Raw genomic sequence first — 14,310 nt, forward strand, 5'->3', positions numbered from 1 at the left:
ATGCTGAGCAGTCTGGCATACGGAGCACTGTTAGTCAGTGCTCTGTTCGCAGCGTTGCAATTACAACGCCACGCACAGTCCCTAAGCGATGCGCCTAAAGCGACCCTACAGGCCGCGGCATTAAGTGCGGTATTTTTTGGCATCTGGTCGCTATCGGAGTTGATCAGTCAGTCCGATAGTTTTGCCGGAACCGATATCGCCACGCTACAGCGACTATTAAGCAACCTAGCCTACTTTGTCGCTCTGCCGTTTATTGCTAGCGCCCTCTGGGTGAGTGCTTACAACCGCCACTGGCAGCGCCCCGCATGGGGACGTTGGCTCATCGGGCTGTTTGCCCTGTTTGAGCTATTGCGACGAATGGAGCACGGTGAACTGTACATGCAGGTAGTTGCCATAGCAGTCTCTGCCGGCATGTTAGTGGCCGCACTGGCCCCCCTCTCAAAAAGCCTACGGGGTGCCAATCTGTTGGCCACAATCAACATGGCGGCAGCACTTTTACTGGCAGGCCCGGGGATGCTGCTTCCAAACCCTTCTTTCGATAGCAACGTGATCTACCCGCTACTACTAGCAGGCGCGCTACCACTTACCGCTATCGCAATTAAGCAAACGGTTCTGTTTCATCACAAAGCCTAACCACTAGATTTACTGACTGGTTTAAATAACTCGCAGTAAACAAGGTGTCTGATTTTGTCCGCACGAGGCGCTATGAACATAAACGCGTCTCGTGTTGGTCTCTTCTGCTAGCTTTATCGGCGAACACTACAATCCTGTTCTATATTGAATAATAAGTGTGCGAAAAGCCTATCTGACATACGGATTCAATAGCCAGCATGCTAGAGTCTAGAAAAAACAGGCCCGCTAGCAACAACAACCTTGCGTCGCCGTTCTTGAGTGAGATTGTTTTCTACCTGAGTATCTATTAATCTCGTAGCCTCTCTCGTCGATGCTCACAACCGAAAGGAAAACTAATTGAATTCAGCCGTTCCCGTCGTGGTTTGTGATGACTCCCGCCTTGCTCGCAAGCAAATAGCCTCTACGCTTCGTCACTGGAATGTGGACATTACTTTTGCAGAGCATGGCCAAGAGGCCTTAGATGCCATCCGTGCAGGCCGGGGCGATATCCTTTTTCTCGACCTTAATATGCCGGTTATGGATGGCTATCAAGTACTCGAATCGATTCGCAGCGAAGATCTCCCTACTATGGTGATCGTCGTTTCGGGTGATATTCAGCCGGAAGCCCACAGGCGGGTGATGGCACAAGGGGCTTTAGCCTTTATTAAAAAACCTTGCTCATCCGACCTAATTGCAGAAGTACTGAATCAATACGGATTACTCACCGAGCTCGAAATACCAGAAAGTCAGCCGGATAGTGGGGAAATTCTGGAGTTACCCGACTATTACCAAGAGATTTCCAATATCGCCATGGGACAGGCGGGCGATCAACTCGCCCGATTGCTCGATACATTTATCGACCTGCCCATCCCCAAAGTGAGCCTTGTGTCACCTGCGGAAATCGAAATGATTTTGCTCAGCGCAGCCAGCAGTGATTTCGATCTGGTTAGCCAAGGATTTGTCGGGCCCAACCTCGCCGGCGAAGCATTATTACTGATCAAACAGGGCAATTTAGACACCATTGCACAGCTAATGAATATGCAAGGCAAGGCTGATCACCTTGAGGCTGAGCTGCAAATGACCCTGTCAAATGCTCTTATCGGTGCCTTTATTTCAGGTTTCTCCAAACAGCTAGATATCACATTAAGCAGAGCAACGCCGATCATACTACGCAATTTCTCTGCATTACCCGAACAAAATACTCAGTGGCAAAAGACCTTAATGATCGCAATTGATTACCAATTAGAATTACATAATTTTCATTGTGAATTGCTGGTTATATTTACTGAAGACTCATTGCCGAAACTAAAAGAAATGGCGAAATATTTCTCATGAATGAAACAGCTCATCAGGATATCGATGATATTCATTGGATTATGGGGCTATTACAAAACTTTGAAGTTGGCCTCATTGTTGTCGATAAGAATAACCATATCTGCCTATGGAATGACTTTATGGAAAACCATTCAGGCATATCGGCAAGCCAAGCGGCAAGCAAAAATCTTTTTACCCTGTTTCCCGAACTACCTAAGCCTTGGTTAAGCAAAAAGATAGAGGGGGTTTTACTGTTAAGCAACACCGCCTATATTTCATGGGAACAAAAACCCTTTCTGTTCCAGTTTAAGAGTCACCGCCCAATCACTGGCATCGCGCCGTTTATGTACCAAAACATCACCCTAACCCCATTAAGCTCACCCACAGGCCAGATCGACCATATCGGTATTCTGATCTACGACGTCACGGATAATACCGTCGCGCAACAGGAGCTACAGGCCGCCAATACGCGCTTAAAGTCATTAAGCAGGGTCGATGGACTAACAGGGCTATATAACCGCGCCTATTGGCAGGAATGTCTTGAGAAAGAGTTTGCCCGCTTTGGTCGCTTACAAGAACCCTCGTCACTCATTTTACTGGATATCGATCACTTTAAAAAAGTTAACGATACCTATGGCCATCAGGCCGGCGATATTGTTATTCAGACGATTGCCGACATCATTCAGCAACAGGCCCGTAAAACCGACTTTACTGGTCGTTATGGCGGTGAAGAGTACGGCGTTATTCTCGCGGGCACCAATGGCGCCAATGCGGTGGCGTTTGCGGACAGGTTGCGCGCGGCTGTTGAAGCTAAAGTAATGCCATACGGCGAACATAAACTATCGGTGACTATCAGCCTTGGAATCTCTGAAATCACGCTCGATCAGGGCAGCGAAGTAGAGTGGCTAGAAGAAGCCGATAAAGCGCTATATCAATCGAAGCAAAGTGGACGAAATCGCGTCACGCTTTTCAATGATAGCCAATAACCACCCCCTCGCTGAAAAAACAGATAACCCTAGATAACCCTAGATAACCTCTAGGGTGTTGCAACTCAACACGAGTTAAGAACATCAAACTTAAATCACCGTTATCAAATGATCTACGGTCAACATCAGCCACATCCTTAATAAATAGTATTTTTTACTGATTAAAAACGTCATTTTAATGTGTTAAATCGCCTTATTATTCACTTTTAAAGCGACTTAATATAAAAAACTTCATCTTCATATCGACCAAATAACTAACAAATACAATCAATGAGTATGCTACCCTCTGCCATGTTTCAGCACTCGCTTTAAACAATGGATCAGAGCCTTACACCAAACAACTGGTCAGCTATTAAATTAGGGATTATAAAAATGAAAATAAAATTAGTAACCATCTTAGTCGCCGCCGCTTTACTACCCATGCATGCGGGTGCTAAAGAGAGCAACCATGACACTCATGCTGACTCCCACGCCTCGGCTCATCATGCAGCGGTTTCTGACAGCGTTGTCGCTGAACAGCGGGCTAAGCTTGCAGAAAATACGGCGGGAAAAGGGTTTGGCCCTCAATCACCTCGCGATATTGATGCCGTAGCCGGCAAAAATCCTCGCACCTTTAGCGCGGCCCCTCCCGCAACAGAGATGAACCTGTGTAATATCCATTTTCATAAGAATGCTGAACATAAAGGTGGCGAATTTACCCAGTATGCAGGCAACGGTGACGGCCATGGTTACCAAAGCGGCTATAAATACTCAGGCACCCTCAGTGCCGCCGAACTAAAGCCAGTCGGACATGATATCTGCCCGAGCAAGCACGGAGCATTAAGCGCCGGTGATACCATCGAAGTTCACTATGTGCACTCCACTGCTAAAGTAAATCCAGGCCCAACCTTAGGTTCATGCCTGAATGATGCGATTAAAAACCCTCAGTTGCGGGTAGAAACCCAAGTCTATGTACTGGTCAATGACCAAAGCGCTCTCGATTTCGCCGACCTGGCCCTATACGCAAGAAAACAAAACTTAAACCAAGCCATGAACATCCCAACTAATACCGGCACACCGGTTCAATATGCGGGATCAACAACAGGCCCAGGTTATAATGAAGAAGGTTCACCATTCCAAGTTACTTGGAGCGTTAGACCTAAAGTCGCTAAAGTCAATATTGATACGGTTGGTCAATGGTGCGAAGGCAATGTCTTTAATGAAGACCACGCCCATGGTGTAAGAAATCTAGTCACCAACCCGGCTCTTATTTCCACTATCAGCCAGTAAATTATTAGCGCGCTTCAAACAACGCTAATACCCCCTCGGCCGAAGACAACCTTTCCGCCGAGGGCGTCAAACCAAATAGCAAACTCAATAGCGCTCCGATGATAGTCCTAGTCGCTTTTATTTTATCTCTCCTCCCATTCCCGACAACCCCTCTTCGTCATAAGCACAAAGCAAACGCTGGCCACTCGCGATACCCTAAGCGATTGTGCTGATATACTACCTATAATAGTGATATCGCCAGCAGCATAAACGGGACACCCCGCATGAAGAGCTTTCTACGTGACAACCCCACCATCGCCTTTGGCCTTGGGCTCCCGTTACTGCTTGTAACCCTCTTTCTATTGTTGTCTGGGCTCCCCACACTGCTGGTTGCGCCACCCCAATACGACCTATTGTTTGCCACAGAGTACGACCGCCAGCAGAGCCGCCTCCAGCTTGCCGTGGTTAATCGCTCAGTGCAATTGACAGATCTCGGCAGCCAGCATCACCACCTCACACCTAGACTGTGGCGCTATTTTGCAAAAACCGGTGCGATACAGGAGATTGCCTACCAACTGCCGCCTGCTCCTAGCGATAAGGACAAAACACCTACGACGGCTAACTCAGCAAGCCTAATCGATATCCCCGACCTGCACGGCCTGATTGTCGATTCCACCAACATTGCCCCGGACGGCTATGTTTTCAGCCTCAATCAACAAACATCAGGCAATGTATTCGCCGGCCTATTCTACAGCTCAGGTTATCGCCATAGCGCGACCCTGAACAAAAGCGGACGTACCATAGCGCTGCCCGACATTGCCCAACAATACTACCGAGGCAGTACTCACTTTATCGGCTGGATTGTTTCACCATGATCGCCTTTCTAGTATTTCTCATCATCATTCTGCTGCTCGGCGGTGCGATCTGGTGGCCAATACTGGCCGGCATGCTCGGTATTACCAACATCACCGATAAAGCCAGCGCAGTTCATCAGATAACCCAACTGATCGAACGCTACGACATCAGTCTCAATGAGATCGATACCGCCCTGCAAACACCCGCTAACAGCATCCTCGACAACCGCAGTCGAGGGGATATCCTGCGCACACTACTCGCCTACCTAGGCGGAATTTTTATCCTTGCGGGCATTAGCACCTACATTGGTATGTTCTGGGACAGCATTGGCACAACGATGCGGATTCTAACGACTCTTGGGGTCGGTTATAGCCTATTAATGATGTTGCTCTTGGCACTGCATAAAGCAACGCTTCCCCGGTTTGTTCTACCACTGACGCTTGCTGCGGCGACCATGATGACCGGTGGCTGGTTTGTGCTGATTCATGAACTCTACCCTTTAGGCGATAACGAGCAGGTCGCAGCACTATCCGTGTTCGCCCTGATGGTACTACACCAGTGGGGGGTATTTTTTAAATATCGCCCTACCTCTATGTTATTCACTGGACTCTTTTTCAGCTATGGCTTTTTAAGTCTCAGCCTGGATCTACTCGAGGTGCCTAGCGACTATATTGCCATCGTTTTAGGGACTTCCATTTTCCTCATCGGCAGCGCGTTGGAAAAGACATCCCATCGAGTGCTAGCAGAACCCGCACTACTAATCGGTACATGCTGGCTCAACGGTGGCCTATTTGAGCGCGTCATGATGTTAACCTCCATTAACTGGGCCAGCCTCGTTATTGGCCTATGTATTATATTCACCGCCTACGGTATGCAGCGGTCAGGACGCTATCAGCGCTTAATCGTGCTGGGGTATTTGTTTGGTTCGATAATGGCGTATAGCGGTCTGTTCGATTTATTGCAGAACACCGCTATCGAACTTGTCTATCTAGCCATAGCAGCGATGGGACTTTATGTCTGCGTAGCGCTGCAAAGCCGGATACTGTTATTAACCACGGTGGTTGCAATGCTCGGCTTTATTGTCTATTTCTCAGAACAGCATTTTGCCAATGCCATCGGTTGGCCAGCCACCCTGGTACTGATTGGGATTGCATTCCTCGGCATTGGCGCTATCGCAATCAAGTTAAAACAACGCATTTAGCGAACCCCGCAAAGGTTTAACGTGCGGCACAATAAACAGACACATCTCCGCGCGTTAAAAATAAAAACATATATCTATAGACAACCGCCAGTCGCCTCTATATAGTAATCGGCAGCTAGAAAGAATTCTCATATTTACATCCTACATTTCGTTGTTTTATTCGTAACACCACGTCCTGCAGTTTCTAAGTCTCAGTCTATATTTTGATGCCATAAAGCCTATTAAAGGCACTACTCTTATATAAATCTCAGGATAATACTATTATGTCTAATACAACTACCGGTACAGTTAAATGGTTCAACGAAACTAAAGGTTTCGGTTTTATTGAACAAGAATCTGGTCCAGATGTTTTCGCTCACTTCAGCGCAATCGTTAGCGATGGCTTCAAAACGCTGACTGAAGGTCAGCGTGTTGAATTCGTTGTAACCAACGGCCAGAAAGGCCCACAAGCAGAAAACATCGTTGCTATCTAATCAATAGCAGCTAGTAAAAAAGGGCAAACCTTAACGGGTTTGCCCTTTTTTGTATTCTAACGCTGACCACTGCAAACTCAATGACCAAATTCACGCAACCCCTGCAGGTCATGCACCACCACATCCGCTCCCTTTACATCAATCAAACCTTGCGTCTTCATCTCTTTCATCAAGCGGGAAAACGTTTCCGGCTGCATACCCAGTTGCGATGCGATCAACTGCTTAGCCATCGGCAGCTGTAATGTACACTGCAATTCAGAAGCGTCTGGTGCTAAGCCAAACATGTAATTACCCAACCGGTGACGGGTATTCTGTAAAGTTAGGGTTTCAATCTCGGTGATACGTCGATGCAGCTTCACCGCCATACTGCCCATCACCTTTAACGCACTCTCTGGCGCGGCCAGCAAAATGTCTTTATACAGCTTATTGGGGATCACCATGATCTCACAGACCCCCATCGCGATAGCATTCAGCGGGTAGCGCACCTGATCCATAAACATCAGCGCTTCGGCAAAAGCACCACCGGTTTTAATCACCTCGATCACTTTGGTTTGCCCATCGGGTGATACGCGAAACAGATTGATACTGCCCTTCAAGACAACATAAAAACTAGCTGCCAAATCACCTTGATGAAATAACGTTTCATCATTTTTAAGCTCAACCACACGACACCGTTGGTGAAGCACTTCACGCTCGCCTTCCGGCAATGCGGAAAAAAGAAAATGCTCTCGCAACGTCACCTGTAATTTCGACTCTGACATTATCCTGCCATCCGTTAGATCAATTAGTAGCACATCATAACCCGCACTCATCAAAGCGCCAATCTGATCACCCCGATTCAGCCGAGTAATTTCCCCCTCAGGGTCAAGTACAGTTGTGGCAATCGCCTTGGCAACTGCTCAACCAGGCGGATAAAAGCATACCCATGGCGGCCAAACAAGTATGGCAAATACTGACTGGCCTTTTCATCGATAGTAATAAAGAAAGGTATCAACCCCCGGTTTCGCGCCTCCATGATCGCTTTACGGGTGTCTTCTACGCCATGACGTCCTTCATAGCAGTCCAGATCATTTGGCTTACCGTCAGTTAATAAGAGCAGCAGCTTCTTCTCTGACGGCTGCTCACTGAGCAGTTCAGTCGCGTGGCGAATCGCCGCCCCCATCCGGGTATAAAAGCCGGGACTAATATCGTCGATTCGGCCCCGCACGCGAGCACTATAGGTTTCGTTAAAACCCTTAATACAGTTAAAACGCACATGCTCACGCCGGCGAGAAGAAAAGCCATGAATAGCAAACGAATCACCGCTGGCTGCTAAGCATTCGGCAAACAGATGCACCGCATCCCGAATCACATCGATCACCTAATTATCATCATTCGCCCAAGCATCGGTCGACAGCGACAAGTCCGCCAACATCCAGTTTCTCTTATAATCCCATTCCGGATAAAGTACACCATCACTCAAGGGAATATCATCCTCTTGAGCGGAGGGCAGGTCTAAATCAAATTTAATCCGATTAGCCACCGTACTATTATCTTGAGACACCAACATGTTGTCGATATCGTTGGCAATGCTTTCTGCTGCGTCGAGGTCGCCCTCCTCGGTGCTGCGATCCATTTTGCAAAATTCAGCAAACGAGAAAAGATCCGCTTCGTGACGCACCCCCAACGTAGTGCCCACCTCTTCGGGCGTTTCCACCCGTTCAGCCTGAAATCGCCGCTGCTGTAATTGACGAGTTTGTCCATCGGATGACTGACGCGCCTGCCCCTCCCCAACGATGGCTAAACCCTGACTATGAGGCGGATTGGGATGCAACCAGAGCGGCACAGGGGTTGGATCATATTTTGCCTCGGGCAATCGACTAACAGAGCCCGGTAGCTGTAACGCCTGCTGAATCGCCCGTTCCTGCGCCGCCGCATCCGCTTTAAGGCTCGTTGGCACCGGTCGCAATGCGATAAAAGCCTCTACCAACCGCTGATAGGATTGCTGCAAACCGCGAAACTGTCGCAACGTATGCAAAGTGCGTTGCTGGTTATCCACCAGCCAATTGAGGTTGCGATGCGTCTCGATTGGTACAGCAGTGCACGCAAAGGCTGCCAACCAAAAATACAGCGTGCGGTTTAAAGGTGGTTCAGCAAACACACTCAGTTGTGCGGGCAGATAGAGGCAAGTTTCATCCAGCGACACAACGCTGTACAGCGGCAGGGATAATCGATTAACCACAACCCCATAAACAGCAATGATGCCATTTATGGGCTTGTTCAAGAGAGAAAAAGGATCAAGATTTAAACACGATCAGTACGTATTCGCTTTCGCCCGCGCATCAGCCGCGCCCTTATGATCACCACCCTCACTGCGGATATCTGCGATCAGAACCCAAAATTTTCGTTCCTGTGATGCCTGGCCTCGAGCCAATGTCAGCCCTTTTAGCGCCAACTGTTCCGCTTGCAGATACTGCCCCTGTTGGCGGCGCAGATCTGCTAACTGAAAGTAGACCTGTGGATCACGCGGCGCGATACGTTGAGCACGCTCAAGACTGCTTTGAGCCGTCCGATATTCACCTTGCTTTTGCTGCTGCTGAGCACCGTCGAGTAAGGCCAGCACGGCGGGATTACTATTCGATACCGGCGTAGGCGCAACAACCGGGCGAGTTACCACGGTAAACCCTTGGCTCGTATCCACCGGCGTCGCCACGGCGGTCTGAGCACCAGTACTCTGATCCACCAACACATCTTTTCCTGCGTCTGATCGATCTTCAACGATCGGGTTAATATTCGCATTACCGCCACCAACACAGCCGGTCAACAACACCGTTAAAAGCAGTCCAAGACCTGTAAATCTCATATTTTTCATCTATTTATTCCGATCTAAACCAACGCTTAAATACATCAAGCGGATTATTGATAACATTATCACCACACCCGGAGGATTCCTTAGGTTCAGTGCCTTCAATAAAAGGTAACTGTCGTGCACCTTCACAGCCTTCACCCGACATCAGACCGGTTGCATCTTCGACCCAATGATACTGGATACTCTCCGGTCTTTCCGCCACAAAGGGTTGCGGATGAGCCTGTGCCATAAATTCGGTCCAGACACGCAACGCCCCACTACTTCCGGTCAACGGTAATGGCTTATTATTATCTAAACCTAGCCAAACCACCGCCAAACGATCACCAGCAAAACCAGCAAACCAACTATCGCGCTGATCATTCGTAGTACCGGTTTTACCCGCTACCGTCAGGCTTTGCGGTAAACGACTATACACCGAACGGGCGGTACCCTCGCGCACAACTTCCTGCAAGGCATATTGAATCAGATGCACGGAGCCCGCCTTAACGGTCTGCTGGATATTAAACGAATAGCGTGACAGCTCTTCATTATGACTATCTGTCACCATACGAATGGCACGCATCGGCACCTGAAAACCATTTCCGGCAAGGGTCTGATACAGCTGCGCAACTTCCAGCGGCGATAGCGCCGTAGAACCTAACAACATCGAGGGGTACTCTTTGATCTCCCGCTGCAATCCAAGTCGCTTGAGCATATCGACCACTTTACCGGTACCAATCTCAAGCCCCAACCGGGCCGTTGACTGGTTATAGGAGTGTGACAGTGCCCGGTGTAATGGCACCGGCCCATGACTGCTCCGACCATAGTTTTGCGGCCGCCAGACATCACCATTCGGCAGCTTCACCTCGATCGGTTTATCTTCAATGATGGACGCAAGGGTATAACCCTGCTCCAACGCCGCCAGATAAACCGCCGGTTTAATTAGCGAGCCGATCGGCCGTCTTGCATCCAACGCACGGTTAAAGCCTTGATAGCGGGTGTTACGTCCGCCAATAATCGCCAGCACCTCACCACTGAGTGGATTGCTGACCACCATCCCGCCCTCCAGTGCATTAATCGATGCACCGTAGCGTTTTTGCAGCTTAGCGGTAACCTCAATCAGACTGTTTTCCGCACGTATTTGTGCGATCGGATCGAGTGCGGTAAAGACCCGTAAGCCTTCACTATTAAGGGCCTCTTCAGGATATTCCTCCCGTAACTGCCGCTTCACCAGATCCAGATACGCCGGATAGGCTCCTTTCTGCAAACTCTGCTGCTTAACCACCCCCAGTGGCTGCTGCTCAGCTGCCGCTCGTTCTTGCGGCGTAATACTACCCTGCTCTTGTAACACCTTCAGCACCAGATTGCGGCGCTCCTTCGCCCGCTGAGGGTGTCGACGAGGATCATAAAAAGAGGGCCCCTTCACCATCGCCGCCATCAATGCCACCTGATGCAGCTTCAATTCACGAATCGGTTGCGCAAACAGGTACTGACTGGCCAGACCAAAGCCATGAATGGCTCTCGACCCTTCTTGCCCCAGATACACTTCGTTTAGATACGCCTGCAGAATTTCATCTTTGCTGTAATGCAGATCCAACAACATCGCCATTGGAATCTCAGCTAATTTACGGCTCAAGGATCGCTCAGAACTCAGGTAAAAGTTTTTAATCAGCTGCTGCGTTAGGGTGCTCCCCCCCTGAACAAAACGACCCGCTTTAATATTGGCCACCATCGCCCGAGCAATACCACGCACCGAGATCCCATGGTGGTGGTAATAATTACGGTCTTCGATGGCAATCAGCGCATCCGCTAGGTGCGGTGGCGCTTCTGATAGCTGAATCAGGTCTCGGTCTTCATTATCTTTGGGATAAATGCCACCAATCAGCACCGGCTCCAAACGGGCCAACGGCAACTGATTGCCAGAATCGTCGCGGATACGGCGGACGCTAGCACCGTCAAAATCGATCAATAACCGTTGCGCACGCTCTTCGCCATCGGGGAAGTTAAAACCACGGGTATAGACCCGCACCCGCGAGCTCGCCCACTCGGCGCTGCCCGGCTGAGTAGCCTGGGAGGTAAACTGATAGCCTAATCCTTTCAACTCGATCTTGAGATCATCACGGCTCAATGGCTGGCCGGGAAACAACTCTAATGGGCGAGCGTATACTTTCGCCGGTAACGCCCAGCGCTTACCCTCAAACTTAGCCCGCACCTGTGCATCAAGGTAAACCAGCCCAGCAGCGGCCAAAACCATGACCACCAGCGTTAATTTGAGCATCAGCATGAACAAGCGACGCTTCCACGACGACTTTTTGGGTACTGTTTTGCGACTCTTTTGGGCACGGGGCGCGGCTGCCCCTCTCTTTTTTGCCATTGGCTACGTATAATCCTCTGTGAAATCCGGCAACTACATACTGAATATATGACTCAAGAACTGATCACAGCCCTGTCAGACCCTAACAATTATCCTCATCCGACCTCCGGGATTCGGGTGATTGAGACGCATATCTCCTGGGTAATCCTGACGGGAGAGATCGCCTATAAAATCAAAAAACCAGTTAACTTTGGTTTCCTCGATTTTACCAGTCTGGAGAGTCGCAAACACTATTGTTATGAAGAACTAAGACTGAATCAGCGTTTAGCGCCGGACATTTATCAACAGGTCGTGGCGATTTGCGGCAGCCCCGCCACGCCCAAACTAATGGATGCGCAATTAACCACGGCTGAACCAGACACAGACGCCATTAATGATGACTCAAACAACGTACAACCGGACAGTCCAGAGGTGCCGTTCGAGTATGCCGTAAAAATGCGGCAGTTTGATGATTCTCTGCGATTAGATCGATTATTACTGAACCACACCCTATTGCCAGCCCACATTGATGAACTCAGCCAACAGATTGCTGATTTTCATCTGCGGGTGCCCCACGCCACCACCGATGGCCCTTGGGGCGAGCCAGATACCATCTGGCAACTGGTCAGCGATAATTTTACCCACACCAGTGAACACCTCGACACCCTCGATGACTGGATGGAACTGCAACAACTGGCCTATCAAGTTAGCCAGCAGTTTCGCAGCCTCTCATCAAAAATAGAGCAACGCAAACGCGAAGGTAATATACGCGAATGCCATGGCGACCTACATCTAGCAAATACCACCCTACTCGAGGGACAGGTTAGATTATTTGATTGTATCGAGTTTAATCTCGAGTTCCGCTGGCTAGATACCATCAGTGATCTAGCCTTTCTGCTGATGGATCTCGAGGCCAATGAGCAACATGCGCTATCTCACCGCTGCCTTAATCGTTATCTGGAAATCACCGGTGATTACGACGGCACACAACTACTGAACTTCTACAAAGGCTATCGGGCGATGGTGCGTGCTAAAGTCGCCATGATCGGCGCTGAGCGAGATCTGACCGAGTATCGCCGCTATATCAAACTCGCCTTAAGCTACGCCAACAAACCCTCCCCTGTGCTATTTCTCATGCATGGAGTATCAGGCAGTGGCAAAAGCTATTTGAGTCAACAGCTACTCGAACGCAGCGGCGCCATCCGCATACGTTCGGATGTCGAACGAAAACGCCTGCATCGAGAGTTTAGTCTTAAAGGCGAAAACCTTGAGATGTATGGCAATGAGATGAATGTGCATACCTACAACCACCTCAAAGCCTTAACTCGCAAACTGCTGACCGCCGGTGAAACCGTCATCGTAGACGCCACTTTCATTCGCGAAAGAACACGCGACAACTACCGTAAAATGGCTAAAAAACTTGGGGTTGAGATGCGAATTATCGCCTGCTATTGCGACCAGAGCGCGATGGAGAAACGCCTAGTCATTCGCCAGGAACAAGGCGCGGACCCTTCCGATGCGGATGTCACCATCATGCGTCAGCAACAACAAAGCAAACAGCCGTTGCTCGAAGGTGAGCTCCCTTACAGCTACCGGATTGACACCCTTGGCGACCAAGCGATCCATCATCTGTGCGATCACATCAGCCAAGACCCATTGATCAGCGTGCCATTAATTCCCTAGCCCGGCGAATACCCTTACCTACGGGGTACTGACAAACACCGGCCGGGGGTCGGTGGTTACCTGACTTACCGAAACAGCATACAGTTGACTGAGATCAGGGGCGTTCATCACCGTTGCAACCGGCCCAGCGCCAAACATCCGCCCTTGCTGTAACAGTACCACCCTATCGGCCAGCTGCGCCGCAAGGTTCAAATCATGCAAGACACAACACACCGCCACACCACGATCCGCCACAGCCCGAATACGCTGCAACAACAGTTGTTGATATTTCAAATCCATCTCGCTCACCGGCTCATCCAACAATAGCACCTGACAATCAGCTCCGGTCTGCGCCAATACTCGGGCAACTTGTACCCGCTGCTGTTCACCGCCGGAGAGTGAGGTATAGTCTCGCTGGGCCAGCGCCTCAAGCTCAAACTGAGCGAGACAACTGGCGACTCGAGCAGCGGTCTGTGCCGCATCCAACATCAGCGGATAACAGCCCAAGGCAACCACTTCTTCCACCAAGAAGGGGAAGTTAAGCGGCTGTTGCTGGGTATACATTGCCAGAAAACGCGCTCGTTGCTGTGGATCAATCTCGCTGATTAACTGCTGATTAAGGCGAACGCTGCCGCTATCCGGTGATTGCAGCCCCGACAACAAACCCAATAGGGTCGATTTCCCCGCACCATTAGGCCCCAGCAATACCGTCACCTCACCGGCCTTCAGCTCAAGACTAATATCCTCCAGCAAGGTTTTGCCGCTACGCGTCAAGCCGA

General features: G+C 49.7%; 14 protein-coding genes. 8 read left to right on the top strand and 6 right to left on the bottom strand.

The window, feature by feature from the left end; translation table 11 throughout:
* The 7 genes from ACN0T0_RS14760 to ACN0T0_RS14790 all read left to right on the top strand — a co-directional run bounded on the left by ACN0T0_RS14760 (position 1) and on the right by ACN0T0_RS14790 (position 6,689).
* Positions 1–633 carry a hypothetical protein gene (locus ACN0T0_RS14760; protein WP_417227384.1) on the top strand — a complete coding sequence of 211 codons (633 nt, stop codon included), beginning with the start codon at positions 1–3 and terminating at the stop codon, positions 631–633.
* A 336-nt stretch (positions 634–969) separates the two neighbouring features.
* The gene (locus ACN0T0_RS14765; protein ID WP_417227386.1) at positions 970–1,947 is read left to right on the top strand and encodes a response regulator; all 978 of its coding nucleotides are present in this window, start codon (positions 970–972) and stop codon (positions 1,945–1,947) included.
* Entirely contained in the window at positions 1,944–2,912 is a 969-nt protein-coding gene (locus tag ACN0T0_RS14770; protein WP_417227388.1) for a diguanylate cyclase, read from the top strand. Before ACN0T0_RS14765 ends, ACN0T0_RS14770 begins: the two co-directional genes overlap by 4 nt.
* Positions 2,913–3,284: 372 nt before the next feature.
* A complete protein-coding gene (locus ACN0T0_RS14775) occupies positions 3,285–4,181 on the top strand; it encodes a delta-class carbonic anhydrase (protein WP_417227390.1) in 897 nt (298 codons plus the stop codon).
* Positions 4,182–4,444: 263 nt separating this feature from the next.
* On the top strand, positions 4,445–5,035 hold the full coding sequence (locus ACN0T0_RS14780; protein ID WP_417227392.1) for a hypothetical protein: 591 nt from the start codon (positions 4,445–4,447) through the stop codon (positions 5,033–5,035).
* Positions 5,032–6,216 carry a hypothetical protein gene (locus tag ACN0T0_RS14785; protein ID WP_417227394.1) on the top strand — a complete coding sequence of 395 codons (1,185 nt, stop codon included), beginning with the start codon at positions 5,032–5,034 and terminating at the stop codon, positions 6,214–6,216. Before ACN0T0_RS14780 ends, ACN0T0_RS14785 begins: the two co-directional genes overlap by 4 nt.
* A gap of 263 nt (positions 6,217–6,479) precedes the next feature.
* Positions 6,480–6,689, top strand: coding sequence for a cold-shock protein (locus ACN0T0_RS14790; RefSeq protein WP_417227396.1), 210 nt, complete (start codon positions 6,480–6,482; stop codon positions 6,687–6,689).
* 77 nt (positions 6,690–6,766) lie between these two features.
* On the opposite strand, the gene ACN0T0_RS14795 is transcribed toward ACN0T0_RS14790, so the two are convergent.
* The 5 genes from ACN0T0_RS14795 to mrcB all read right to left on the bottom strand — a co-directional run bounded on the left by ACN0T0_RS14795 (position 6,767) and on the right by mrcB (position 11,890).
* Positions 6,767–7,450 (bottom strand): Crp/Fnr family transcriptional regulator, encoded by a 684-nt coding sequence (locus tag ACN0T0_RS14795; RefSeq protein ID WP_417227398.1) that lies wholly within the window; start codon positions 7,448–7,450, stop codon positions 6,767–6,769.
* Between the two features lie 77 nt (positions 7,451–7,527).
* On the bottom strand, positions 7,528–8,049 hold the full coding sequence (locus tag ACN0T0_RS14800) for a nitric oxide reductase activation protein NorD (protein WP_417227399.1): 522 nt from the start codon (positions 8,047–8,049) through the stop codon (positions 7,528–7,530).
* The gene (locus ACN0T0_RS14805) at positions 8,050–8,952 is read right to left on the bottom strand and encodes a hypothetical protein (protein WP_417227401.1); all 903 of its coding nucleotides are present in this window, start codon (positions 8,950–8,952) and stop codon (positions 8,050–8,052) included.
* Between the two features lie 30 nt (positions 8,953–8,982).
* Positions 8,983–9,540 carry a tetratricopeptide repeat protein gene (locus ACN0T0_RS14810; RefSeq protein WP_417227403.1) on the bottom strand — a complete coding sequence of 186 codons (558 nt, stop codon included), beginning with the start codon at positions 9,538–9,540 and terminating at the stop codon, positions 8,983–8,985.
* Positions 9,541–9,544: 4 nt separating this feature from the next.
* Complete coding sequence (gene mrcB, locus ACN0T0_RS14815; protein WP_417227405.1) at positions 9,545–11,890, bottom strand: penicillin-binding protein 1B; 2,346 nt, start codon at positions 11,888–11,890, stop codon at positions 9,545–9,547.
* A gap of 48 nt (positions 11,891–11,938) precedes the next feature.
* On the opposite strand from mrcB, the gene ACN0T0_RS14820 reads away from it, so the two are divergent.
* The gene (locus ACN0T0_RS14820; protein ID WP_417227407.1) at positions 11,939–13,552 is read left to right on the top strand and encodes an AAA family ATPase; all 1,614 of its coding nucleotides are present in this window, start codon (positions 11,939–11,941) and stop codon (positions 13,550–13,552) included.
* A gap of 18 nt (positions 13,553–13,570) precedes the next feature.
* On the opposite strand, the gene ACN0T0_RS14825 is transcribed toward ACN0T0_RS14820, so the two are convergent.
* Complete coding sequence (locus ACN0T0_RS14825) at positions 13,571–14,305, bottom strand: heme ABC transporter ATP-binding protein (protein ID WP_417227483.1); 735 nt, start codon at positions 14,303–14,305, stop codon at positions 13,571–13,573.
* Between the last annotated feature and the right edge of the window lie 5 nt (positions 14,306–14,310).

This window comes from Amphritea sp. (assembly GCF_048266285.1).
Lineage (GTDB): Bacteria > Pseudomonadota > Gammaproteobacteria > Pseudomonadales > Balneatricaceae > Amphritea.

What these genes read in the sequence shown, in the direction of transcription:
- ACN0T0_RS14760 (WP_417227384.1), top strand. Translation starts at nt 1, where the DNA reads ATGCTGAGCAGTCTGGCATACGGAGCACTGTTAGTCAGTGCTCTGTTC.
- ACN0T0_RS14770 (WP_417227388.1), top strand. Translation starts at nt 1,944, where the DNA reads ATGAATGAAACAGCTCATCAGGATATCGATGATATTCATTGGATTATG.
- ACN0T0_RS14775 (WP_417227390.1), top strand. Translation starts at nt 3,285, where the DNA reads ATGAAAATAAAATTAGTAACCATCTTAGTCGCCGCCGCTTTACTACCC.
- ACN0T0_RS14780 (WP_417227392.1), top strand. Translation starts at nt 4,445, where the DNA reads ATGAAGAGCTTTCTACGTGACAACCCCACCATCGCCTTTGGCCTTGGG.
- ACN0T0_RS14785 (WP_417227394.1), top strand. Translation starts at nt 5,032, where the DNA reads ATGATCGCCTTTCTAGTATTTCTCATCATCATTCTGCTGCTCGGCGGT.
- ACN0T0_RS14790 (WP_417227396.1), top strand. Translation starts at nt 6,480, where the DNA reads ATGTCTAATACAACTACCGGTACAGTTAAATGGTTCAACGAAACTAAA.
- ACN0T0_RS14795 (WP_417227398.1), bottom strand. Translation starts at nt 7,450, where the DNA reads ATGTCAGAGTCGAAATTACAGGTGACGTTGCGAGAGCATTTTCTTTTT.
- ACN0T0_RS14810 (WP_417227403.1), bottom strand. Translation starts at nt 9,540, where the DNA reads ATGAAAAATATGAGATTTACAGGTCTTGGACTGCTTTTAACGGTGTTG.
- mrcB (WP_417227405.1), bottom strand. Translation starts at nt 11,890, where the DNA reads ATGGCAAAAAAGAGAGGGGCAGCCGCGCCCCGTGCCCAAAAGAGTCGC.
- ACN0T0_RS14820 (WP_417227407.1), top strand. Translation starts at nt 11,939, where the DNA reads ATGACTCAAGAACTGATCACAGCCCTGTCAGACCCTAACAATTATCCT.